Source organism: Acetobacter orientalis (genome assembly GCF_000963965.1).
Taxonomy (GTDB): domain Bacteria; phylum Pseudomonadota; class Alphaproteobacteria; order Acetobacterales; family Acetobacteraceae; genus Acetobacter; species Acetobacter orientalis.
The window spans coordinates 42,417-65,944 of record NZ_BAMX01000013.1 but is presented as its reverse complement, the minus strand read 5'-3'; the positions used below and the strand labels follow the sequence as shown (position 1 = coordinate 65,944).

The window sequence follows — 23,528 nt, the reverse complement described above, 5'->3', positions numbered from 1 at the left end:
AAATTTTAAGTTGGTTTTTTTGTAAAAATATGGCTACAAGCCGCAAGAGATATTGGTTATCGTAACCGAATAATTGTTACTGATATGGTACTATCCTAAGGGGAGATGGGTCTCAATGAGCAAGGCCTTTATTGCAGCAGTCATTCAGGATTCAATCGAGTGCACCGGTGTGGCCGCTAACCAAGCAGCGAATGATCTGCTGGAAGCAATTGTTGAAGAACTGAAACGCGAAGGTGGCTTTACCCTGCCATCTTTTGGCACATTTACCGTGCGCAAGACCAAAGCCCGCAAGGCCTTAAACCCCCGTACAGGTGAAGCCGTAAAAGTGAAAGCTGGTAAAACCGTGCGCTTTAAAGCCAGCCCCAACCTCAAAAAAGCTGTTTGAGCTTTTTGAGGAAGGTATAAAGGCTGAGCTCAAATTATTTTAGAGCCTGTCTTGAAAGCTCTGAGGGCAATAACCTCAGAGCTTTTTTTATGGCCAAGTGTTCAGTAATTGTTTCAAAAATTTAGTGTTGGCTGCCCGTTTAAGGGCCAACCCCCTAAAATAAATTTTTAGTCTGGCGTTATATCTTCAAGGCGGTCGAGCTTACGTAGACCGGGGAAGAGCGCCATCCATACCCCTGTAATAACCAGTGTGCCAATGCCGCCTAACACCACTGCTGGCACGGCCCCAATGGCGCTTGCCAGCATGCCGCTTTCAAACTCGCCCAGTTGGTTGGACGACCCAATAAAGAGCATGTTTACGGCTGATACGCGCCCGCGCATATCATCTGGTGTGCCAAGTTGCACGAGAGAGCTTCGTACCATAACGCTAATAACATCGGCTCCGCCCAGCACGGCCAACGCCAGAACAGAAAGCGGGATAGAGGTTGAGACCCCGAAAAGAATGGTCGCGACTCCAAAAATAGCAACCGAGACAAACATCCAAAACCCAGAATGGCGGCCCATAGGGTAGCGTGCCAACACCATGGCAACCAGTAGTGCCCCAATAGCGGGGGCAGCCCGGAGTAAACCTAGGCCCCAAGGGCCTGCATGCAATATATCGGTTGCATATAAAGGGAGCATGGCGGTTGCGCCGCCAAGTAAGACGGCAAAGAGGTCTAGCGACAGTGCGCCCAGCATTGTGGGGCGGCTTTTAAGAAAAGCAATGCCACCGAACACCGCCGCCAAGGTCGCTGGTTGTTTTGCGCGAGCAGGAAAGCGCAAACGCATAGACGCGGTAGAGAAGGCCGCAATGGTAAAACCAATGGCGCATAACGCGTAGCATACATCTGCCCCCAGCCCGTAAAGCAACCCACCAAGCGAAGGCCCGGCAATAGAAGCCACCTGAAACAGCGAGGAAGACAAAGCTGCCGCCCGTGGGAAGTCTGCTGCAGATACCATAGAAGGCAAAAAGGTTTGCTGTGCTGGCATTTCAAACGCGCGGCACACGCCAAAAAGTGCAACCAGCCCATAAATCATGAAAGGGGCCAAGTGGTGGGTGAAGGAAGCAACCGCCATAAAGGCTGCGGCCAGTGCTTCTATAGTTTGGCAGGTTACAACAATGCGTTGCCTGTTGTGCTGGTCTGCTGCGTGCCCTGCGGGGAAAATAAAGGCAACCATAGGCAGAAATTGTGCCAGCCCGACAAAACCCAAGGCGGCGGCACTATGGGTAAGGGCATAAATTTGCCACCCGACAGCGACAGCCTGAACTTGAGAGGAGAAAGCTGACAGCGTGCGTGCTGCCAGAACGGCTTTCAGGCCGGGAAGGGCGAGGAGAGGCGTTTTTGCCGCAGGTTGGTCTGTCATGGTGGGTAAGTCATAGCAGGATAAAAACAACAGAACAGCCTGCACATAACAAATGGTACAGCAGTAAGCTGAGTGTGATTTTGGAGGCACTCTGACAGTGCGCACACGCCTGTAGCGTTATGTAACGCCTAAAGTGATATAAATTTTTAAGAGAAGGTGGCTGGGGCGGGAGGATTCGAACCTCCGCATGGCGGAATCAAAATCCGCTGCCTTACCGCTTGGCTACGCCCCACCAGTGTGTGGTTGGCCCTTAATAAGACCAACCAGCATGTTTCGTAAAGAGATTATCCGTCTAGTTTTTCATCAAAAGTCGTATTTTTTGCATTTGGTGGTAGCGGAGGCTCCGGTTCAGCAAAATCGAGGTCAGGCAAATCACCGTCATTCAGCCCTGTATCGGCCGGAAAAAGGTTGAAACGGGCGGCTTTATCCAGCGCTTGGTCTAGGGCGGCCATAGTGCTGCCCATGTCTTCGCTTTCGTCTTTTTCCCAAGCGCGTAGGGTGTGTGTCCAGATACCAACCACCATGTTAACGCGTACAAAGCCCATAACGCCGGTTACGGTAATGCCTGCCGCATCAGCCATCCAACGCATGCTTTCTACCGTGGCACCGCCCAACAGTAGGGCCAGAGGTGGGTCAAATGGCAGGCCACGCAATACAGATTTTATGCCGTTGCGGTAGAGTTGGAAGACATCAAGCCTACGCATAAGCAGGTCAAACAGGCGCTCGCGTGCGTTACCGCTGGCGGTGTCGTCAGCCAAGGCCGAATCATCTGCAATGCGGCCTAGGCGAAGCAGCAGAGAGGCCCGAAGCGGAAAGCGGGTGCGTGTTTCAGAAAATGACAGACCGGCAGCCCGTGCGGCATCAAGAAGCGAAACAGAAGACCAGCCCCGTTCTTCTGCCTGTGCCATGGCGGCCGTAAGAAGAGCTGTGTCGAAATCGTCGGTATCCATAAAAAAGCCTGCTGTCGGGGAAAGGGGGGAAACAGAAGTGCCACCCTAAAGCGGGCGGCAGGTATGGGTGGGTAGATTTAAGACGAAAGCTCTTGCGCACGCTGAGCCGCTGCCGCAATGGCCTTTGGTACGGTGGTGGGCCATGCCTCTGGGGCCATAAGCACGGCAAGGGCCGCGGCTGTGGTGCCGCCGGGGCTGGTTACGCGTGTGCGTAGCTCGGCAGAATCGAGGTCTGACTGTTCAAGCAGAGCACCTGCGCCATAGACTGTGTGGCGTGCAAGTTTGCGCGCTTGCTCTTGGGGTAGGCCTTGCTCAACACCTGCTTTTTCCATCAGTTCGGCCAGCAAAAAAGCGTAGGCTGGGCCACTGCCTGATACAGCCGTGACGGCATCAATCAGGTGTTCGGTCTCAACCCAAACAGTTTCACCTACAGAGCGAATAAGCCTGTCACAGTTCTGCTTTTGCTGCTCTGTGGCTTGTGGGGGGGCATAGAGGCCAGTAATGCCTGCGCCAATGGCACAGGGTGTGTTGGGCATGGCCCGAATAATGGTGGGGTTTGCACCCGGTATAGCGGCGGTAAACTGGGCCTTTAGGCTTTCAATGGTACGGCCAGCCATGACGGATAGGAGCGTTGCCTGTGGGTAGTGCTGGGCAAGCTCTGCCAGTATATCGTTCGCTTTTTGGGGTTTCACTGCCAGAATAATAATGTCTGGCGTAAAGTCTGCCGCAATATCAGTCAAGCTGCGTGCATGGACATGGGGTGCGGGGAGCGTGTGCTCGTGCCGGTCTAGCACAACAGAGGGTTTAAGCCCGTGCTCCAGCCAGCCCTCAAGCATGGCGCCGCCCATTTTGCCACACCCAATAAGTAAAACAGAGGGTAAAGGCGTGTTTTGGCTCATTAGGCTTCTCCGGCGCAGTCTAGCATGGCAGCGGCAAGGGCATCTGCCGGTTCTTGCCCACCCCACAGAAAGAACTGGAAAGCCGGGTACAGGCGTTCGCATTCTGTCAGGGCAATATCTATCAGGTCTTCAAACATTTCGACGCTGAGTTCTGTGCCACGGAGCAACAGGGCGTGGCGAAACAGCAGCACGCCATCGTCTTGATCGAGGCTGAAATGGCCTATCCAGATACGCTCGTTGGCCATACCCAAAAGCTCGTACAGGCCACGTTGTTGTGCGGGCGGGGCTTTAAGGTCGAAAGCGCAGGTGAAATGCACCGCGCCTAATTCTGCCGACCAAGAAAAGAACAGGCCGTAGTCACACCATTTACCCGGTGCCTCTACCGCCATTTCTGTTGCGGTGCACCGATCAAAATTCCAGTCTAGCCCGGCAATAACCTGCTCCATCAGGTCGAGCGGGTTAGAGGTATCATGGGCAGATGTTGTGCTTAGTGCAGGCATAGCTCACTCTCCAGCGCAAAAGGGGCGGGCGTAAGTGCGGCCGCATGGCAGCATGTGTGCTGCCATGTCCCAAAATGGGTATGCGGCTTAGGCTGAGTGGTGGTGTGTGTGCTGCGTGGTGTGTTCTAGAGCCTCAACCCGGGCTTCTAGGGCTGCAATGCGGCGTTCTGCTTCTTCTTGAGCAATGCGGGCACGGGCAGCGAGTTCACGCACGACTTCAAATTCTTCACGGCGTACAACTTGCAGGCCGGTCAAAACTTCATCAACGCGACTGCGTACAATGGCGTTAATTTCTTCGCGCAGGCCGGTCAGGGCAGAAAAAGCGCCGCCAGCGACACCGGCCAGATCATCAAAAAAGCGCGGTTTGTCAGGCATAGCCGGTTCTCCAGTTGCTGCAGGGCCTAGGCGGGGGGCCAGTTGGTTGCCCAGGCGCGTTTCTTTCTAACAGCTTATAGAGAGTATGGTGCCCATAGGCTATTGCTTCTTTGGAAATGTCTGGCCCGCATGTGCAAAAAAAGGCACAGCCTGTGGCGTGAATGCCCAGTTCTGTCCATTGACCCGGCGTTGGGGCGTTCCCATTATTATAAGTTAGAAAAAGCAGTATGGCATAAAGGGCGGGGTGCTTGTGCAGCCCGTGCCTGACCGAGAAAAAAGACTGGAGAGAAGCACTTTATGATCACCTTATTGGCAGAGGCTTATTTACAACCTCGCCTTGTAGCTCATGTCTGTGGGGCCGTAGTCTCTGCTAACAAACAGGGAGATCAGGCATGAGTGCGCGTAATCCGTATGAAGTGCTGGGCGTTACCAAAAGCGCTAGTCAGGACGATGTGCGCAAAGCGTACCGTAAGCTGGCCAAAAAATACCACCCAGACCTAAACCCCAATGACAAGGTGGCCGAAGAGCAGTTTAAAGCTGTTAACCAAGCCAACGACCTGTTGTCTGATACTGAAAAGCGTGCACGTTTTGACCGCGGTGAAATTGATGCCGAAGGCCAAGAACGGCACCCCGGTTTTGGTGGTGCTGGCGGCGGTGGCGGCTTTCATGGGTTCCAAGGTGGTTTTCGGCCCGGTGCGGGCGGTGGTGCCGGTGGCGCATTTTCTGAAGATGACCTTAGCGACCTGTTCGGCATGTTTGGTAGCGGGCGTGGCCGCCGTGCAGGCCCGCGTAAAGGCGCAGACCGTTCTTACTCTTTAAGTGTGAGCTTTCTGGACGCGGTTAACGGGGCGACATCGCGCATTACTTTGCCCGATGGGTCTGCATTGGATGTAAAAATTCCACCCGGTATTGAAGATGGCCAAATGCTGCGCTTGCGCGGTAAAGGCGAAGCCGGTGTGCAAGGTGGCCCCAGTGGCGATGCCTTGATAACCGTGACAGTGAAGCCAGATGCTACCTACACCCGCCAAGGCACGGATTTGTATGAAACCCTGCCGGTTGATTTAAAAACAGCGGTGCTTGGTGGCTCCTTTACGGTACCAACACCCACTGGGCCTGTAAAAATGAATATTCCTGCAGGCTCTGATAGTGGCACCAAACTGCGGCTACGTGGCAGAGGGGTACAAGCACATGGCACGCGTCCTGTTGGTAACCTGTATGTGACCCTGCAAATTAAAGTTGGTAAACCAGATGCCGCTCTGGAAAAATTCCTGAAAGGTTGGACGCCTGAAACAACGGCTTAAAACTGTTGTTTTGAGAGAAGACTAGCCTGCCAGTTTTACCGCCCTGCTTTGTTGCAGGGCGGTTTTTTTTAGGCGTATAGCGGCCTACGTTAGTCGTTACGATAAAGGGGCAGGTCGAGCTTGTGGCCCCTTTTGCCCGTAATGTGCAATTGCGCGCTGTTTTCAGAAATAAGGGTAAGGGTGGCTGTAAGGTCACCCTCTGCACCTTGCCATGCGGTGCCAGACACGCGGGCAAGGCTAAAGCGATCTTGCCCGACTATTTTTTTCAGGTCTTCTGGCAGTGCTACCAGTAGGCGTGCTGCTGGGCCTAGGGCCTTGTTAGCCATAACGTTAATGGTGCCCATATTGGACATGAGCGCCCACTGCCCCTGAAACTGCGCCACAGAATAGTTTGTGTGTGCATCGGCCAAGGCCGGAGGGGCTACGGGCTTAGCGGCGGCGCAAAAAGCTGGCGTGCTGGCGGCAATAAAGCTGCCCAGTGTGGCAACTGCGACCACAGACAATACATGCAGGCATTTCATGAGGGATAACTCCTGAACGTGTTTTTCTATCGTGTGCCTGTGTTGTGGGCGGGCGTCTATCCCTAATGGGGGCATGGGTGATGCAGATTTTTGCGATCCCCGCCCCTTGACGGAATGGGTCTCTCCCCCCAGATAAGTATGAATTACAAATCAGAGTTGCAAAAATGGAAGGGTTGTGCCGTGACCGGAACAGAATCATCACAAAATGTCACCGCCGCCTTGCAGCCTGAAAACAGAGTGGCAGAGCAGGATACGGCACACCAAACCGTGGGCCAAACTGTAGAAACACAGGCCCAAGCCGCACTGCCCGACCCCGTTGTGCCCGTTACGCCGCAGCCCGTTGCTGCGGTTGCGGTAAATGAGCAGGATATAACAATGCGAGAAGTAGCACAGATGGTGGGCGCAATGGTTTTTGTGTTCTGCTTTGCGGCGTTAGGTTTTCATGCCGTGTTTTATGCAGGCTACTAAGCGCCTTTAGGCAAAGCAGTCTCAGGCTATAAATTGGTGCGCACTACACGCGGGAAGGAGTACTTCCCGCGTTTTTTATTCGTGCCGTAGGGTTACTACCAGCACGTCACGGTGTGCGGGGCGTGTGGGGTCAACCGGGGTTACGGGGGTTACGCCGTGGTAGACGCGGCTGTCGTTCACAAAGGCTGTATCCAGCGGGTTGGTGAGGGTAAAGCTCCCAACTGTTGTGCGGTTTAGATCATGGATGGATGTTTCACCGCTCGCAATATTGTCGCGGTCAATCATTACAACACAGACCCAGTCCACCCCATCACGGTGCAGCCCTTCTGGGGTGGGTTGGCCAAGCGTGTCTGGGCTTGGCTCAATACGAAACTGGTGTACCTCTGTATGCCAAGCCTGCGGGCGCTGGGCCTGCGGGGTTAGGTCTGTGGCCATACGGTGGGCAACTCGTAATATGGCCAGTAGGGCGGGGTGGCTGCCAATGTCTGGCAGCATGGGTTTAAACCACCGCTCAATACCCCCATTAAGGGTGTTGTAGTCTCGGCTTTGGTAGTGGGGCTGGTGGGGTTTGCGGGTAATGCCCTCTTCCGTTACCGAAAAAGTGGCGTAGCGGCGGCGGCGGTAGCGGCCGCCATCTGCCATGTAACGGTCTACGCCCAAATGGTTCCAGCTCTCGGCAAAATCGTGCCACCGCTCTAGCCCGTAGGCTTCTAACAAAGGGCGCATGGTGGCGGCTTGCTGGTAGGCAAAGCCGTTTTTGGCCAGATCATCTTCAAAGGGCAGGGTAGGGGCAGTGCCCCTACAGGCTGGAGTTTCAGCCATGTGGTGCGCTTTCTGTTGGGCCAGACGGTTTGGCGTTACCAGGCGTGCTGCTGGCGGGTGCGCTCTGAGTGTCTGGCTGTGCGGTTGGGGTAGCCGGAGGGGCTTGGGTGCTGGCGTTTAAAAGGGCATCGGGCATGCTGTCTAGTGCAAGGTGTAAGCTATTGCCCGGTGGCGTAGTGGAATACGAGGTGGGGGTGTAGAATTTCACCTTATTCTCGGCCATGAGGTTGGCCAGACGGCGGTAAAATTCACGTTGCACTTTCCATTTCATCATGGGGGCCGTGCGAATAGTGCCAATTAGCACAGCACCGTTCCCGTCGCTGCAATCAACGCCCAGATCGTTATATTCTGAGTAGATCATGTCTTTGAAAGCGTCTTCTTGGCGCATTTCTTTAATGACCTGCGCCATAAGGGCTGCAACGCGCGTTGAATCTTCTGTCAGGTCTAGGGTTTGGCGCACAATAAGCTGGTTAAAGCCCTTGCCCGTGTTGGCAATAGACGTAACAGACGAGAAAGGAATAATGTGCAGGTCACCGTCGAAGGAGCGTACCCGTAGGGTACGGATAGACAAATGCTCAACCGTACCGGCAACACCGCTGGTTGTAACCCAGTCACCTACCTGAATGGCATCTTCTGCGAGCATGAAGAACCCGGTGATAACGTCTTTCCAGAGACTTTGAGACCCGAAAGACAGGCCCACACCCAAAATACCAGCACCGGTAAGCAAAGGTGTTACGTTAATGCCAATTTGCGACAGGGTGGTAACGGCCACAATAATAATAATAACCACCAGCAGCACGGTACGAATAATAGGTAAAATAGTGCGCAAGCGCGTTGCGCGTGATGTTTGGGCGCTTGAGGTATAGCGGTCAATTTGCTTGTTGAGCGCACCATTAATGGCTTCCCATGCAACGGCGGCAATAACCAGACCAATGGTAAGAATAATGGCCGCACTGACCAAACGTTCGCCCAAGGGGTTTTGGGTAAAGAAGTAAAATGCGGGCAGGCCCCAGCTTTGCGCCACACATACTGCGGTTACAAAAATAATGAAGATGGTCAGAATACGCCGCACAGCGGGGTAGTAGTAGTCTGCGCGTTTTTGTAGGCCGGGGTATTCGGCTTCAATGGTGTCTGACACTCTAAATAAGTGGTCTTGCAGGCCATATAGCAGCACAGCCACAAGGCGGGAAAGCACAAGGCAGGCAACGGTCAGCAGCGTGCCATGCAAAATCCATTTATACCCGCCGCGTAGGTGGGCAGCCCAGACAAACCACAGTGCAATGTCTAAAAACAGAACCGGGATCCACCAAAAGCGGGCCATAGTACCCACAAAGGCCCAAAACGCATGCTTACGCAAAGCCGGAGAAGGCTGAAGGGCGCGTGCCACAATATGCCGCAACCGCCAAATGAAGGCCGCAATAATAAGGTGCTGCACCAACACCACAGCACGCAGCATGGCATCTGTACCGCGCTGCGCCAGATGGAACTCGCTCCCTAGTGTTGAAAGGCAGATAATAAGAGAGGGGGCTGCGACCAGCACGTTCCACCAGCGCGTAAGCATACGGGCGGTTGAATCTGTAGCAGGGGCAAGCCGAATAGCCGGAGAGCGGGGGGCAAATGCTGTTTCAAGCAACAGGTAAAAGCCACGTGCAATAACATAGGCGTTGGTGAGCGTAAGGGTGACCGTGCGTGCCTGCGGCGTTGTGGTGAGAAATTCTGCCCCAAGGTAGCCCAGAATAAAAAAAGCCAGAACAGGCAGTAACTTGAGCAAAAAATGCAGCAGATTATAAGGCACGCGCACCAGATACTGCATGACCTGATTACGGTGTAACTGGTCATTAACTCTGGTTTGGGTGTTATCTGTATCTGGGGTTGAGGTGGCCGTTGCCACACTCTCAACGGCTGCTGCGGCTTGGCGTTTACGCTCGCGTGCTTCGGCTAGGGCCGTTACGGCGGTTAGGGGTTTTTTCAGCAGTAAGCTGGCCCCGCGTTCAAGTGCCAGAGCTGTTAGCAAAATAAGAGATGCCCGGCTGAAGGCATCAATAAGCGTTTTGCGCGTGTCGGGGTTGCTAATTTGCGAGCGGAACCATGAGCCAACAAACCCAAGATCTTTAAACAGGCCCGCAAAATTCTGGACATAGCCCTGCACAGAATCAGACAGGTTATCCAGTTCGGAATTAATGTCGGTATCGACCACGGCTGGGGTTGCGGCGGCACTTTTGGCCGGGGCGGCAGCGGGTGCTGCTGCGGGTAAGCCCTTCGCCATAAGGGAGAGGGTATGGGTAAAGTCGTCGCGTTTTTTGGGGTCGTTGAGCACGCTGAGCAGTTGCTCTGCATCTTGGCGGCTTAGGCTTGGGGCCGTCGTTGTGGGTGCAGAAGCTGCACTTTGTGCCTGTGCGCTCTGGGCAAAGGTGGGCAACAGCCCAACCATAAGTAGCATTGCAAACAGGAAAGAAAAAAACGACTTACCCCCAGCACGGAGGGAAAGACCGGTCGAGCCTTGAGAGTGGCTATCTGCCGCCATGGCGTGCCGTATCCTTTATTTTACGCAACAAGAAACAGGAAAAGGCATGAAATGCCTAGTATCAGGGCATAAGCGTAGGGGGCAATTCAGGCGGTATCAAGACCGGGGTGGCAAGAGGCCAGATTTAACGCGCAGGCTAAGAGCGCTTAAAACCTGCGCTCAAAAGTAACGGTTTGCTTGTTTTCTGCCCGTACAACCAGTGTGCCAGCAATAAGGTCGTGCAGGGCCTGTTTGTGGCGCGTAAAGGCCACCATAAGCACGCCGATGTAAACGAACGGGAAAGAGATAAACGCTTTAATGGCAAAGCGCAAAGCCGCCCGGGCAAGAGAAAGCTGCTCACCCTGTAAGGTTAAAACCTCAAGGTTACACAGGCGTTTGCCCGGTGTAGCTCGGTAAGACGAGGCTTCAAATAAAATGAAATACAAGGCGGGAATGCAGGCCAGTATAATAGAGGCTGCGTGCCAGTCTCCGGTATGAATGTGCGGAATAAGCACAGACACGGTATCGGGCTGGATACTGGCAATATCCACAACGTCCATAGTTTGGCCAGACGCATCGGGAATAGGGGTTTCTTCCCACTCTACCGTCATGTGCGGCAGCAGAAAAAAGCCCAGCACACCCTCGACCATGCTCAAGAGCACAGCATCAATCAAAAACGCCCAGACCCGCCACCAGAACCCGGCATAAATCCAGATAGGGCGGTTTAGGCTGCCTTGCCCCATGGTGTTGTAGCCAGTTTGCGATGGCGCGGGGCCGCCCCAACCGGGTGGAAGATCGTTAGACATTCAGACCGCTCCTTATCCGGCTGTTTAGGTAGGCTAACCCACTGGCAGTAAATTAGCTACGATAAGAGCCGTTAATGTCAATATAACCATGCGTTAGGTCACAGCTCCATGCCTGTGCGGCACCGGCGCCTTGGCCTAGGTCTACGGCAATATCGATTTCTTGGCCCTTCATGTGGGCAACAACTGGTGTTTCGTCATACCCCGGTACAACGGTGCCGTTGCGGGCAATGCAAACCCCACCAATAGAAACAGAGAGCGTATCGCGGTCTGCGGGTTCGCCACATTTACCAACAGCCATAACAATACGGCCCCAGTTGGCATCTTCTCCGGCAATGGCGGTTTTAACCAGTGGGGAATTACCAATGGCCATAGCCACCCGCCATGCAGACAGGTCTGATACAGCGCCAGAAACCTGAATGCTCATAAGTTTAGTCGCTCCTTCACCATCACGGATCACGAGCTGGGCCAGTTCGTGCAGCACGGCATGCAGGGCTGCACGGAAAGCCCCAAGGGTGGGGTCTGTCAGGGCGTCTGTTTCTGCGGCAACGGGGCCATTATTGGCCGCACCGGTGGCAAATAGCAGCACCATGTCTGAGGTTGAGGTGTCAGAATCAACGGTAATGCAGTTGAAGGTGGTTTTTACTTCAGCCGCAAGGAGAGCCTGCAAAACCGGTGCCGGGAGTGCGGCATCGGTTGCAACAAAAGACAGCATGGTGGCCATGTCTGGCGCAACCATGCCACTGCCCTTTGCAATGCCCTGAATGGTAACTGTGGCACCATTAAGCGTTGCGGTACGAATAGCTGCCTTGGGGAAGGTGTCTGTGGTCATAATACCACGGGCTGCTGCTTCCCAGCCGTCTTCTGTCAGGCTGCTGTGCAGGGTTGGCAGAGCGGCCGTAATACGCTCATGGGGTAAAATTTCGCCAATAACGCCGGTTGATGCCAGATAGACGGCATCGAGCGGGCAGCCTGCCAGTTTGGCTGCGGCTTCGGCTGTTGCTTGGCAGGTGTCTCGGCCTGCTTTGCCTGTAAAAACATTGGCGTTGCCAGCATTAACCACCAGTGCGCCTGCCTGACCATGCGGCAGAACCGCACGGCACCAGTCAACGGGGGCACCGGGGCATTTGGACTTGGTAAAAACGCCAGCAACGGTTGTGCCCGCAGCAAATTCGGCCAGCACAAGGTCTGTACGGCCTTTGTAGCGAATACCCGCTGCTGCCGCGCCAAGGCGCACCCCACGAATAACACCAAGCTCAGGCAGTGGCCGGGCGAGAGGAGAAATGGGGAGAGCGTGCGCCATAACGCAAAGTCCTTAAAAGCGGCATACCCGCCATGCTAGGGCATGGCGGGCAGGAAGTAGGAGGTTAAAAGGTAAGGTAACTTACTTTTTGGCAGGTGCTGCTGGTGCGCCGGCAGCCGGGGCATCTGGCAGGGCTTTGCCGGTGCTGGGGTCAAAGCGCACAATTTTAACCTGTGTTGTGGCTTTACCAACGGCTTCACGCACATATTTCTGAATAAGCGCCTGACGGATTTTGTCTTTTACGCTGTCCAGAGACGGAATGGGGTCTGTGCGGGTGTCCAGCACCTGAATAACATGGAAACCGTACTGGCTTTTAACTGGCGTGCTGCTGACTTCACCTTTTTTCATGGCAAAAGCGGCAGTTGAGAAAGCCGGAATCATGTCGTCTTTCTTAAACCAACCAAGGTCGCCACCGTTTTGTTTGGCGCTGCCTGTGTCGGTAGAAACTTCTGCGGCCAGCTTACCAAAGTCGGCACCCGCTTTGAGTTTCTTGATAACGTCGTTCGCTTCAGCTTCTGTTTTCAGCAGAATGTGGCGTGCATGCACTTCCTGCTCTGGTGGCTTGCCAGCAAAGTTTTGCTGGTAATAGTCCTGCACTGCGGCATCTGTAAGCTGCGGGGTAACCTGTTTAGACAGCCACGCATTTTGCAGCGCGCTAACAGCCGCTGCATCCATCATTTTTTTGACGTCTGGGGTTTTGTCCAGACCTTCCTTGTGGGCAACCAGCTGAATGGCTTTTTGGTCTGCCAACTGGTTAACCAGCATCGGGAAAATCATGTTGGGGGGGAGCTGGCGCATCTGGGGTGGCAGGTTGGACAGGGCGTCCTGCACATCAGCTACCGTAATTTTTTCACCGTTTACGGTGGCAACCACTGCGTTGGGGTCAACGGGTTTTGCCGGGGGCGCTGCCGGGGTTGCAGCTGGTGCTGCTGCCGGAGCGGCAGGAGCAGCAAAAGAGCTGGAAGGGAGTGCTGTAGAGGCAATCAGGGCCGTAGCTGCAAGAGCAATGGCCTTGGTGGTAAACCGCATGAGGACAAACCTTAGCAAGATAAATTGTATTGTCTTGTATGAAGGAGCCTCCCATGCCCTGCAAGCCCTCTTGGCACTCTGTTGTGCAAGAAACAGGGCTGCTTGGTTGACCGCAGGCGGCCCCGGTCGTATTTTGCCTACTAAGCCACGCATGCTGATACCCCGTCCGATTTCTTCCGGTCTGGTTCCGGGCGGAAAGCGGTTCAGGTCGTGCATTGTTCTGGAAAGGTTTTCATGCTCGCAAGCTTCGTCCGCGCCCTGTTCGGCACCGCCAATGACCGGACGCTCAAGATGTTCCAGCGCCGCGTGCCGGAAATCAACGCCCTCGAACCCCAAATGCAGGCACTGGACGATGCCGCGCTTGCTGGCAAAACGCTCGAATTTCGTGAGCGGTTGGCGCAAGGGGCGACCCTTGACCAGCTTATGCCAGAAGCCTTTGCTGTTGCGCGTGAGGCTTCGCGCCGTGTGCTGGGTATGCGCCACTTTGATGTGCAGCTTATTGGCGGCATGGTTATTCATGCAGGCCGTATTGCTGAAATGCGCACCGGTGAGGGCAAAACCCTGGTGGCAACACTGGCGGTTTACCTGAGCGCATTGGCCGGTAAAGGCGTGCATGTTGTTACTGTAAACGACTACCTTGCCGCGCGTGACGCCGCCGAAATGAGCAAGCTCTATACATTTTTAGGGCTGACTACCGGCGTTATCGTACCCAATATGCCAGACGATGCCCGGCGCGAGGCTTACGCAGCAGACATTACCTACGGCACCAATAACGAATTCGGCTTCGATTATCTGCGCGATAATATGAAGTACCGTCTGGAAGAAATGGTGCAGCGCCCCTTCTACCACGCCATTGTGGACGAAGTGGACTCCATTTTGATTGACGAGGCACGGACGCCGCTCATTATTTCTGGCCCGGCAGAAGACAGCTCAGACCTGTACCGGGCTGTTGATGAAGTGGTGGCGCAGTTGGTGCAAGACCCAGCGACCTACGAAAAAGACGAAAAGTTCCGCAGCGTTATTCTGACCGATGTCGGGTCGGACAAGGTAGAAGAGCTTTTGCGCGCCGCTGGTGTGCTGGGTGAGGGCGGCTTGTACGACCTGCACCACGTTGCCGTTGTGCACCATGTGCAGCAGTCCGTGCGGGCTCATACCTTGTTCGCGCGTGATGTTGACTACATTGTCCGTAACGACAAAGTGGTCATTATTGACGAGTTCACGGGCCGTATGATGGATGGCCGCCGTTATTCAGACGGCCTGCACCAAGCCCTTGAAGCCAAAGAACATGTTGAGGTTCAGCAAGAAAACCAGACGCTGGCTTCTATTACCTTCCAGAACTTCTTTCGTCTTTACCCCAAACTCTCTGGCATGACCGGCACCGCCATGACCGAGGCGGACGAGTTTGCGGAAATTTACAAGCTGGATGTGGTGGAAATTCCCACCAACCGGCCCATTGCCCGTAAAGATGAAGATGACGAAATTTACCTGACAGAAGCAGAGAAATTTGCGGCTGTTGTGCGTCTTATCCGGGAGGTTACAGCGCGGGGCCAGCCCATTCTGGTTGGCACCACGTCTATTGAAAAAAGTGAAGCCCTGTCTGACCTGCTCAAGCAGGAAGGGGTGCCCCATAATGTGCTTAATGCCCGCTTCCATGAGCTAGAAGCTAAAATTGTTGCGCAAGCCGGTGCACCGGGTGCCATTACTATTGCCACCAATATGGCTGGCCGTGGCACAGATATTAAGCTGGGCGGCAATACAGATATGCTCATTGCCCAAAAGCTGGAAGGGGTTGAAGACCCCGCCGAGCGTGCGGCGCTGGAGCAGGGTATTCGTGACCAAGTGGCCCGCGACCACGACATTGTTAAGCAAGCTGGTGGCTTGTACGTTATTGGTACAGAGCGGCATGAAAGCCGCCGTATTGATAACCAGCTGCGCGGCCGAGCTGGCCGTCAGGGTGACCCCGGTAATTCGCGCTTCTTTATTTCTCTGCAAGATGACTTGATGCGTATCTTCGGGTCTGACCGCATGAGCGGCATGTTCCAGAAAATGGGCATGAAAGAAGGCGAGGCCATTGTTCACCCATGGTTGAGCAAAGCCCTTGAGCGTGCGCAGAAAAAGGTCGAAGCGCGTAACTTCGATATGCGTAAAAACACGCTTAAATACGACGATGTGATGAACGACCAGCGTAAAGAAGTTTACGCACAGCGCCGCGAATATATGGCCATTGAAGATGTCTCCTCCATTGTGGGTGAGGCACTTGATGATGTCATTGACGCCATGGTCATGCGGCATATCCCTGAAAAATCTTTTGCAGAACAGTGGGATATTGCCGGTCTGCATGCCGAGGTTGATAAAACTCTGGCCCTAGACCTGCCGCTGGCGCAATGGGCGCAGGAAGACGGCATGGATGCCGAGCTGGTTGCCCAGCGTATTAGTGAGGCCGCAACACAGGCACAGGCTGCACGCGCTGCTAATATTGGCCCAGACCTAATGCGCTTTATTGAAAAGCAGGTGCTTATGACCACCTATGACGCGGTGTGGAAAGAGCATTTGCATGCTCTTGACCAACTGCGCCAGGGGATTGGCCTGCGGGCTTATGGCCAGAAAGACCCGCTTAACGAGTATAAGCACGAAGCCTTCCAGCTTTTCACCATCATGCTGGAAGAAATGCGCGAGCGGGTAACATCGCTTATGGCGCGGGTTGAGGTTGCGCCACCAGCTACGGTAGACCCGTTTGCCAATACGGCAGAAATTCATGCCAACCCCGAAGTGCAGGGCTACCAGTCTGAGCCGGGGCCGGGCCTTTCTGTGGGGGCAGACCCCGCAATGGCAACACCAATTGGCGGTAGCGCCATTATGCCAGACGACCCCTCAAGCTGGGGTGAAACACCGCGCAATGCGCTGTGCCCATGCGGGTCTGGTAAAAAATATAAGCATTGCCACGGGCGTCTGGTTTAACCAGACGCTAGGGCAGGTTAAGACAACAGGTAAGAAGATATGGCGGGTCATTCCCAATTTAAGAACATTATGCACCGTAAAGGTGCGCAGGATGCCAAACGGGCGAAACAGTTTGCCAAGGTTATCCGTGAGCTGACGGTTGCCGCCCGCTCCGGCCTGCCAGACCCGGCATCTAACCCACGCCTGCGTGCTGCCATTGTGGCCGCGCGTGAAGTGAATATGCCTAAAGACAACGTTGACCGCGCCATTAAAAAGGCAACCGGCACCGCCGGTGGGGAAGACTATGTGGAAGTGCGCTACGAAGGCTACGGCCCCGCAGGTGTTGCTGTTATTGTTGAAGGTCTGACCGACAACCGTAACCGTACGGCCTCAGACGTGCGGGCAGCGTTTTCTAAATACGGTGGGTCAATGGGGGAAACCAATTCGGTGTCCTTCATGTTCCGCCGTCTTGGGGTTATTACCTACCCTGCTGCCGTTGCTTCTGAAGACGACATGCTGGAAGCCGCGATTGAGGCCGGTGCGGAAAACGTTGAATCTAACGGCACTACGCATGAAGTAACCTGCGAGGTTGAATCCTTCTTTGCTGTGCGGGATTCTTTGGAGCCAAAATTTGGTGAGCCAGAAAATGCCAAATTAGATTGGCGGCCAGAAAACACCGTGATGCTAGACGAAGAGAAAGCCACCAGTGTTTTCAAGCTGTTAGACGTTTTGGAAGATAACGACGACGTACAGAACGTGTACGCCAACTTTGACCTGCCAGACGAGCTGGCCGAAAAACTGTCGTCCTAACAGTGGTACGCCTGCTCGGCATTGACCCCGGCCTGCGCTTTACGGGCTGGGGTATTATTGATGTTGAGGGCAACCGGCTTAAGCACGTTGAAAACGGCGTTATTGCGACCAATAGTGCAGACAGCGTGCCAGAGCGCCTGAAAGTACTGCATGACAACCTGATGATCATTATTGATCGTCTGGCGCCGGTTGAGGCCGCCGTAGAAGAAACCTACGTAAACCGAAATGGCGCGGCCACGCTTAAGCTTGGGTACGCGCGTGGCGTTGCTTTGCTTGTGCCAGCCTTGGCCGGGTTGAGTGTTGCCGAATACGGCGCGCTTTCTGTCAAAAAATCTGTGGTTGGTACTGGCTCGGCCGACAAAGACCAGGTGGAAATGATGGTACGCCGTCTGCTGCCCGGTGTGAGCGTTATGCGCGCCGATGCGTCTGATGCGTTGGCGGTTGCTATTTGCCACGCGCACCATAGGGCCAGTGCCCGCCATATTGCAGCCGGAGTAAGAATGGCATGATAGCGTTTTTATGCGGCCTGATTATTCAGGTTGATACCGGCTCGTGCGTGGTGGATGTGAATGGCGTTGGGTATTTGGTTGCGGCGTCTACCCGTACTTTGGCGGCCCTGCCTAACCCGCCTGAAAAAGCCCGTATTTTAATAGAAACCGTTGTGCGTGAAGACGCCATTTTGCTGTACGGCTTTGTTGAAAGCGCTGAGCGTGAGTGGTTTCGCCTACTTACCAGTGTGCAAGGGGTAGGGGCCAAAGTGGCTTTGGGTATTCTCTCTACCCTTTCGCCCGGTGAGTTGGTGGCAGCCCTTACAACATCAGACAAAGCAAGCCTAACCCGTGCCCCCGGTGTGGGTGGGCGTCTGGCTGAGCGTATTTTAACCGAACTGCGCGACAAAGCAGCCAAAATGCCCGGTGGTGGGGGGGGTATTGTTATACCTGCCCGCGCAACCCCCGATGGCGGTATAGAGGCCGATGCCCTTATGGCACTGGCCGGGCTTGGCTTTAGGCGCTCGGAAGCGGTGCCGGTTGTTGGCCGCCTTTTGGCAGAGCGGGGGGGAGAGGCCACACTGGATTCCGTGCTGCGTGATGCCCTGAAAGAACTTGCCCGATGAGCGGGGCAGAGTACCCGCCCGAGCGTGAAATTGACGCAACCCGGCGCGAAGAAGACACCGGCGAGGCCTCCTTACGGCCACAAACGTTGGCAGACTTTACAGGGCAAAAAGCCAGCCGCGAAAATTTATCTGTGTTTATTGCTGCTGCCCGCCAGCGCGGCGAGGCCTTAGACCATGTTTTGCTGCATGGCCCGCCGGGGTTGGGTAAAACCACGCTGGCCCAAATTGTCTCGCGCGAGTTGGGGGTGGGGTTTAGGGCAACGTCTGGCCCGGTTATCCAACGGGCGGGAGACCTTGCTGCTATTTTGACCAATCTACAGCCGCGTGATGTGCTGTTTATTGACGAAATTCACCGCCTACAGCCCGCTATTGAGGAAATTCTCTACCCCGCGATGGAGGATTTCCAGCTTGACCTGATTATTGGCGAAGGCCCAGCCGCGCGCTCTGTGCGTATTGACCTGCCACCTTTTACACTGGTGGCCGCAACAACGCGGGCAGGTTTGCTGGCCACCCCATTGCGCGACCGCTTTGGTATTCCGCTCCGGTTGGTGTTTTACACCCCAGATGAACTACGCGCCATTGTAGCGCGCGGCGCGGAAAAAATAGGGTTTGCTCTGAGTTCTGAAGGGGCGGAGGAAATAGCTCGCCGCTCGCGCGGGACACCCCGTATTGCCGGGCGGTTATTGCGCCGCGTGCGAGATTTTGCCGCGGTGATTGTACCGGGCAATGCCCCTGTCAGCCGCGAAGTAGCCGATGCCGCCCTAAGCCGTTTGGAAGTAGACGCCCTTGGCCTAGATGCCATGGACAGGCGCTACCTGCGCCGTATTGCTGAATACCACCACGGTGGGCCGGTTGGGGTAGAAACACTTGCCGCCGCTTTGGCCGAAGCGCGTGATACCTTGGAAGATGTAATTGAGCCGTACCTGATTCAGGAAGGGCTTGTTATGCGCACAAGTCGTGGCCGCATGTTGGGAGAGCGGGGGTGGCGGCACCTTGGCTTAACACCGCCCGCCCGCCCAGACGAGCCACGCTCTGCCCAGATGGATCTTTTACCCGAGAACGAAGGCGATGACGCATGACCACGCATAGCATCGATTTCCGGATTTATTACGAAGATACAGACGCCGGGGGCATTGTATACCATGCCCGCTATCTGGCCTTTGCCGAGCGTGCACGAACAGAGGCTATCCGCAGTTTAGGTATGCCTGCCTCTAGCATGCATGATGAATATGGGCTGGTTTTTGTGGTGCGTGACGCCACTTTGAATTACCGCGCGCCTTTAAAACTGGACGAAGTTTTTACCGTTACCACACGCTTGCTTGAGCAAGGGGCGGCGAGCTGCAAGCTCTCTCAAACATTCACGCGGGAGGGCGTATTGTGCGCTCATGTTGAGGTAGTGCTGGCATGCGTGCGCGCCCAAGATGGGCGCCCTGCCCGATTTCCGCCGTTATGGCGTGATCTTTTACGCAAATTGGCGGCAGAGGATTAAACACGCCCTCTTCTGCTTTTGCTTGGAAGACAGTAAATACAGGGCAATTGGGTTTTAAAAAACAAAGCCCGAGTCGGAGACAGGTTGCCCGGTATGGGTGCAGAGGCAGGAGGCGTTTTTGGATCGTGCGGTTGACGCGGCAAATCTCGGCGGAACAGCGGCGGCGGGAGACCTGTCCGTGTGGGGCATGTTCATGCATGCCTCCCCAATGGTCAAGTTGGTCATGCTGGGCCTTGTGCTGTGTAGCATAGTGGTTTGGGCCATTATTTTTGATAAAATTGTAACCCTACGGCGCATTAATAAAGCCGCTACCAATTTTGAAGACCGTTTTTGGTCTGGTGGCAGCCTAGATGACCTGTACGAAAGCGATGGCGCAAAGCCTGTACACCCGCTGGCAGCCGTTTTTGGCGCGGCCATGGGTGAGTGGCGGCGTTCTGCCCGTATTCCCGGTGTGGATTTGGTGCGTGGTGGCGTAAAAGAGCGCGTTGACCGCGCTATTATGATTACGGTTACCCGCGAGATGGACCGTCTGCGGCGCTGGGTTATTTTTCTGGCAACGGTGGCCCCTGTGGCACCGTTTATCGGGCTGTTTGGTACGGTCTGGGGTATTATGCACTCTTTTGCCAGCATTGCGGCAGAACATAATACCAACCTGAGCGTTGTTGCCCCCGGTATTTCAGAAGCGCTGTTTGCAACGGCTATTGGCCTCATGACCGCTATTCCGGCTTATGTGGCTTACAACGTTATTAGCAACAGCCTAGACCTGTTTCAGGACCGTCTGGAAGGGTTTGGTACCGAGTTTGCAGCCATTCTCTCCCGCCAGTCCGAGGAAAGGGCCTAACTTATGGGTATGCCATCGGGCGGAGGGGGGCGTCGCCGTCGGCGCCCAATGGCTGACATTAACGTGACCCCCATGGTGGACGTCATGTTGGTGCTGCTCATTATTTTTATGGTCACATCTCCCATGATGACCAGCGGTGTGAATGTTGACCTGCCAAAAACCGATGCCCGGCCGGTTAACTCAGACACCAAACCCATAACGGTTTCTATCAGAGCTGATGGCAGCCTGTACCTTGGGGAATCTCAGGTATCGCCCGACCAATTGGTGGCGCAGCTTAAAGCTGCGGCCAATAACGATGCAGAGCACCGTATTTTTGTGCGGGGTGACTCGCACATTGACTACGGGCGCGTCATGCAGGTTATGGGGCAGATTACCGAAGGCGGCTTCACTCACGTGGCCCTGCTGGCGCAGCAACCCGCCAGCAGTGGGCACTAAATTTCTCCCACACGTGGAGAGGGCGTAATATTATGGTGCGGCCACGCCGTTCCGACCAGCGACTGCTCCGGCGCTCGCTTTATCTGTCAGGGGGGGCGCATATTGCGCTCCTGCTGGCTATGCTGTTGTCACTCCCCCCAGAAAAACCGCCCGAAGAACCACCACCAGTGGTTGAAATGCAGTTTGAGAGTGCCGATGCTGGTGGGTCTCAGGCCAAGGCGTCTCAGCCTTCGCCTACACCGGCTCCAGCCCCTGCGCCGGTGCCAAATGATGCGCCGCCAACGCCAGAGCCGCCCAAGCCTGTGCCAAACGAGGAGCCACCACCGCCTCCTCCGCCGCCACAGCCTGTGCCGCCCCCGCCTGTACCGCAGGCGGAGCAACTGCCAGATACGCCAATGCCGCCCAAGGCAGATGAGCCATCGCCCGATGTTGTGAAAACGCCGCCCTCTCCGCCTGCGCCGCCTAAGGCCACGCCGAGTGTTGCGCCGCCATCACCCGTGACACAGCCAACGGATACGCTGCCAGACACGCCGTTGCCCTCACACATTACGCAGCCCAATAAGGCTAAAAAAACGCAGGAAGACTCACACTCTCTGCTGGAAACGCTGGATTCGTTTAGGTCTGACCAAAAACAGACACACGCACCCAAAGCCAAGGCCAACCCCGTGCAGGGGGGTGCGCCTAATGGTGGCGGCTCGCCTGATGGTGATATTACCCGCAGCATGAGCAGTGGGGAGCAAAAGGCCATTGGGGGCGCTGTAAGGCGTTGTTACACAGAAGATACCGCCGCCAAGAATTATGCCACATTTGTTGCGCATTTGATTGTGACAGTCGATGCAACAGGTGAGGCACGTATTGTGCAGTTTGCACCACAAACCCAGGCGCAGATGAACGCTGACCCGTCTTACCGTGCGTTGGCTGAACGCGCACGGGCGGCAGTGCTTAGCCCAACCTGCTCCAAGCTGCCGATCCCCAAAAACCTTCTGGGCCAGACCCGGCAGTTGAAATTTGTATTCCGGCCTTGATCGGGCCGCACGGAGGAAACACGAATGCTGACCAACTCTCGGCCGCTTATTTCTGACCAGGATGCCGATGCCCTGAAAAATCTGCTGCTTGAGCGCCGCACCCTTATGGGGGCGGGGCTTGTGGCTGGTGGCGTGCTGGCAACCCCTCTTTCAGCATTTGCGGCATCTGGCCAGCCAGAAGCAGAAATTACGGTTGATCAGGCCCGCACAGCGCCTATCCCCCTTGTGTTGCCTAACTTTGGGGGCGGTCTGGGTGGCCAGATTGCAGAAGTGCTTACCAACGACCTGACCAATACTGGCCTGTTTAAAGTGCTGCCAGGTGGCGCATCTGGCGGCGCGCCAGACTTTGCGTCTGCCAAGTCTATGGGTGCGCGCGCTCTGGTAACTGGCTCGGTTTCTGGTAGCGGCAGCGTGCGCGTTGAAATGCGCCTGTGGGACGTGCTCACCCAACAGCAAATACAGGGCACGGCCTACACCACATCTGCCGCTAACTGGCGGCGTATCGCCCACATTGTGGGTGATGTTATTTATGAGCGTATGCTGGGTGAAAAAGGGTATTTTGATACGCGCATTGCGTTCATTTCTCGCTCTGGCCCGCGTGCGCACCAGCGTACCCGCCTGGCTATTATGGACCAAGACGGCGCTAATAGCCGTATGCTTACCGCTGGCAACTGGCTGACCCTGACCCCACGCTTTAGCCCGGTTAAAGACCAAGTGGCGTTTATGTCTTACGCCAACAACCGCCCCCGTGTGTATCTGTTTGACCTAGGCAGTGGCCGCCAGCAGATTTTGGGTGAATTTGCGGGCATTTCGTTTGCGCCGCGTTTCTCACCTGATGGGCGCTCGGTTGTGCTGTCTGTAACCCGTAACGGTGGGTCAGACATTTTTGTGGTTGATCTGGCCTCTGGCTCACGCCGCCAAATTACGGCTTCTGGCGCAATTGATACCAGCCCAAGCTATAGCCCAGATGGCTCACAAATTGTGTTCAACTCTGACCGTGGTGGCAGCCCTCAACTTTACATTATGAGTGCTTCTGGCGGTGGTGCGCGCCGTATTTCTTACGGGCATGGCACTTATGGCTCGCCCGTGTGGTCACCGCGTGGAGACCTGATAGCCTTTACCCGTATTGCCAATGGTAGCTTCTCTTTGGGGGTTATGAACCCAGACGGTACGGGTGAACGTATTATGACCGAAGGCTTTACGGTTGAAAGCCCCAGTTTCTGCCCCAATGGCCGTGTTCTGGCATATTGCCGCCAGTCTCGTGCTGGTGCAGGTGGTGCTGGCTTTAACTCCTCCATTGGTATGGTGGATATTACCGGCTTTAACGACCGTGCCCTTCTTACCCCCGGCCAGGCGTCAGACCCGGCGTGGTCTCCGCTTAACGGGTAAAAAGAGCGTTATAAAACCGCGCCTTCTGTTTGGGGTGTGGGGTTATTTTAGGGCAGGGGCTGCAAGCGTGGCCCCTGCCTTTTTTATGCCGTAAGGGGTGTGCTTAATAAAAATTAGTGTCACGAATCCAGAGGTGTGGGGGCGGGTAACAGTTAAGTAAAGAGACACGAGAGCTTAATTTTTACTTAGCATGCAAAGTAAAAAGAAGGAATTGAGCCTTTTTTGT

At 55.1% G+C, this 23,528-nt stretch carries 24 protein-coding genes and 1 tRNA gene; 13 read left to right on the top strand and 12 right to left on the bottom strand.

Annotation, left to right across the window (positions count from 1 at the left end; all coding sequences use genetic code 11):
- Nucleotides 1-115 precede the first annotated feature (115 nt).
- On the top strand, nucleotides 116-385 hold the full coding sequence (locus Abor_RS05260; protein ID WP_048840796.1) for an HU family DNA-binding protein: 270 nt from the start codon (nucleotides 116-118) through the stop codon (nucleotides 383-385).
- 167 nt (nucleotides 386-552) lie between these two features.
- On the opposite strand, the gene Abor_RS05255 is transcribed toward Abor_RS05260, so the two are convergent.
- The 6 genes from Abor_RS05255 to Abor_RS05230 all read right to left on the bottom strand — a co-directional run bounded on the left by Abor_RS05255 (nucleotide 553) and on the right by Abor_RS05230 (nucleotide 4,512).
- Complete coding sequence (locus tag Abor_RS05255; protein ID WP_048840875.1) at nucleotides 553-1,788, bottom strand: MFS transporter; 1,236 nt, start codon at nucleotides 1,786-1,788, stop codon at nucleotides 553-555.
- 157 nt (nucleotides 1,789-1,945) lie between these two features.
- A tRNA-Gln gene (locus Abor_RS05250) sits at nucleotides 1,946-2,020 on the bottom strand.
- Nucleotides 2,021-2,072: 52 nt separating this feature from the next.
- Nucleotides 2,073-2,738, bottom strand: a complete 666-nt coding sequence (locus Abor_RS05245) for a TetR family transcriptional regulator (protein ID WP_048840795.1) — start codon at nucleotides 2,736-2,738, stop codon at nucleotides 2,073-2,075.
- Between the two features lie 77 nt (nucleotides 2,739-2,815).
- Entirely contained in the window at nucleotides 2,816-3,637 is an 822-nt protein-coding gene (gene proC / locus Abor_RS05240; protein WP_048840794.1) for a pyrroline-5-carboxylate reductase, read from the bottom strand.
- On the bottom strand, nucleotides 3,637-4,137 hold the full coding sequence (locus Abor_RS05235; RefSeq protein WP_048840793.1) for a type III secretion system chaperone family protein: 501 nt from the start codon (nucleotides 4,135-4,137) through the stop codon (nucleotides 3,637-3,639). Before Abor_RS05235 ends, proC begins: the two co-directional genes overlap by 1 nt.
- A gap of 87 nt (nucleotides 4,138-4,224) precedes the next feature.
- Entirely contained in the window at nucleotides 4,225-4,512 is a 288-nt protein-coding gene (locus tag Abor_RS05230) for an accessory factor UbiK family protein (protein WP_048840792.1), read from the bottom strand.
- A gap of 392 nt (nucleotides 4,513-4,904) precedes the next feature.
- Here Abor_RS05230 and Abor_RS05225 point away from each other — a divergent pair, with 392 nt between their 5' ends.
- A complete protein-coding gene (locus Abor_RS05225; protein ID WP_048840790.1) occupies nucleotides 4,905-5,813 on the top strand; it encodes a DnaJ C-terminal domain-containing protein in 909 nt (302 codons plus the stop codon).
- 89 nt (nucleotides 5,814-5,902) lie between these two features.
- Here the strand turns inward: Abor_RS05225 and Abor_RS05220 are convergent, their stop codons facing one another.
- Entirely contained in the window at nucleotides 5,903-6,334 is a 432-nt protein-coding gene (locus tag Abor_RS05220; RefSeq protein WP_052946363.1) for a hypothetical protein, read from the bottom strand.
- 180 nt (nucleotides 6,335-6,514) lie between these two features.
- Here Abor_RS05220 and Abor_RS05215 point away from each other — a divergent pair, with 180 nt between their 5' ends.
- Entirely contained in the window at nucleotides 6,515-6,802 is a 288-nt protein-coding gene (locus Abor_RS05215) for a hypothetical protein (protein WP_048840789.1), read from the top strand.
- Nucleotides 6,803-6,877: 75 nt separating this feature from the next.
- Here the strand turns inward: Abor_RS05215 and Abor_RS05210 are convergent, their stop codons facing one another.
- The 5 genes from Abor_RS05210 to Abor_RS05190 form a co-directional block, all read right to left on the bottom strand.
- Entirely contained in the window at nucleotides 6,878-7,624 is a 747-nt protein-coding gene (locus tag Abor_RS05210) for a 2OG-Fe dioxygenase family protein (RefSeq protein ID WP_048840788.1), read from the bottom strand.
- A complete protein-coding gene (locus Abor_RS05205) occupies nucleotides 7,617-10,148 on the bottom strand; it encodes a mechanosensitive ion channel domain-containing protein (RefSeq protein WP_084594385.1) in 2,532 nt (843 codons plus the stop codon). The genes Abor_RS05210 and Abor_RS05205 overlap by 8 nt, the downstream gene beginning before the upstream one ends.
- 146 nt (nucleotides 10,149-10,294) lie before the next feature.
- Nucleotides 10,295-10,933, bottom strand: coding sequence for an RDD family protein (locus Abor_RS05200; RefSeq protein ID WP_048840787.1), 639 nt, complete (start codon nucleotides 10,931-10,933; stop codon nucleotides 10,295-10,297).
- 52 nt (nucleotides 10,934-10,985) lie between these two features.
- Nucleotides 10,986-12,233, bottom strand: a complete 1,248-nt coding sequence (gene argJ / locus Abor_RS05195; RefSeq protein WP_048840786.1) for a bifunctional glutamate N-acetyltransferase/amino-acid acetyltransferase ArgJ — start codon at nucleotides 12,231-12,233, stop codon at nucleotides 10,986-10,988.
- Nucleotides 12,234-12,314: 81 nt separating this feature from the next.
- Nucleotides 12,315-13,262 carry a peptidylprolyl isomerase gene (locus tag Abor_RS05190; RefSeq protein WP_048840785.1) on the bottom strand — a complete coding sequence of 316 codons (948 nt, stop codon included), beginning with the start codon at nucleotides 13,260-13,262 and terminating at the stop codon, nucleotides 12,315-12,317.
- 234 nt (nucleotides 13,263-13,496) lie between these two features.
- On the opposite strand from Abor_RS05190, the gene secA reads away from it, so the two are divergent.
- From secA to tolB, 10 genes are all read left to right on the top strand, one after another.
- On the top strand, nucleotides 13,497-16,220 hold the full coding sequence (secA, locus tag Abor_RS05185; RefSeq protein WP_048840784.1) for a preprotein translocase subunit SecA: 2,724 nt from the start codon (nucleotides 13,497-13,499) through the stop codon (nucleotides 16,218-16,220).
- Between the two features lie 39 nt (nucleotides 16,221-16,259).
- Nucleotides 16,260-17,009, top strand: a complete 750-nt coding sequence (locus Abor_RS05180; RefSeq protein ID WP_048840783.1) for a YebC/PmpR family DNA-binding transcriptional regulator — start codon at nucleotides 16,260-16,262, stop codon at nucleotides 17,007-17,009.
- A gap of 2 nt (nucleotides 17,010-17,011) precedes the next feature.
- Entirely contained in the window at nucleotides 17,012-17,518 is a 507-nt protein-coding gene (ruvC, locus tag Abor_RS05175; RefSeq protein ID WP_048840782.1) for a crossover junction endodeoxyribonuclease RuvC, read from the top strand.
- Nucleotides 17,515-18,123 (top strand): Holliday junction branch migration protein RuvA, encoded by a 609-nt coding sequence (gene ruvA, locus Abor_RS05170; protein WP_048840781.1) that lies wholly within the window; start codon nucleotides 17,515-17,517, stop codon nucleotides 18,121-18,123. Before ruvC ends, ruvA begins: the two co-directional genes overlap by 4 nt.
- A complete protein-coding gene (gene ruvB, locus Abor_RS05165) occupies nucleotides 18,120-19,202 on the top strand; it encodes a Holliday junction branch migration DNA helicase RuvB (protein WP_048840780.1) in 1,083 nt (360 codons plus the stop codon). Before ruvA ends, ruvB begins: the two co-directional genes overlap by 4 nt.
- The gene (ybgC, locus tag Abor_RS05160; protein WP_048840779.1) at nucleotides 19,199-19,612 is read left to right on the top strand and encodes a tol-pal system-associated acyl-CoA thioesterase; all 414 of its coding nucleotides are present in this window, start codon (nucleotides 19,199-19,201) and stop codon (nucleotides 19,610-19,612) included. The genes ruvB and ybgC overlap by 4 nt, the downstream gene beginning before the upstream one ends.
- A 97-nt stretch (nucleotides 19,613-19,709) precedes the next feature.
- Entirely contained in the window at nucleotides 19,710-20,453 is a 744-nt protein-coding gene (gene tolQ, locus Abor_RS05155) for a protein TolQ (RefSeq protein ID WP_179193351.1), read from the top strand.
- Between the two features lie 3 nt (nucleotides 20,454-20,456).
- Nucleotides 20,457-20,888: a protein TolR gene (tolR, locus tag Abor_RS05150; RefSeq protein WP_048840777.1), complete on the top strand. Its 432-nt coding sequence runs from the start codon at nucleotides 20,457-20,459 to the stop codon at nucleotides 20,886-20,888.
- A 32-nt stretch (nucleotides 20,889-20,920) separates the two neighbouring features.
- Nucleotides 20,921-21,913, top strand: a complete 993-nt coding sequence (locus Abor_RS05145) for a hypothetical protein (RefSeq protein WP_048840776.1) — start codon at nucleotides 20,921-20,923, stop codon at nucleotides 21,911-21,913.
- Between the two features lie 24 nt (nucleotides 21,914-21,937).
- A complete protein-coding gene (tolB, locus tag Abor_RS05140; RefSeq protein WP_048840775.1) occupies nucleotides 21,938-23,302 on the top strand; it encodes a Tol-Pal system beta propeller repeat protein TolB in 1,365 nt (454 codons plus the stop codon).
- Nucleotides 23,303-23,528 lie beyond the last annotated feature (226 nt).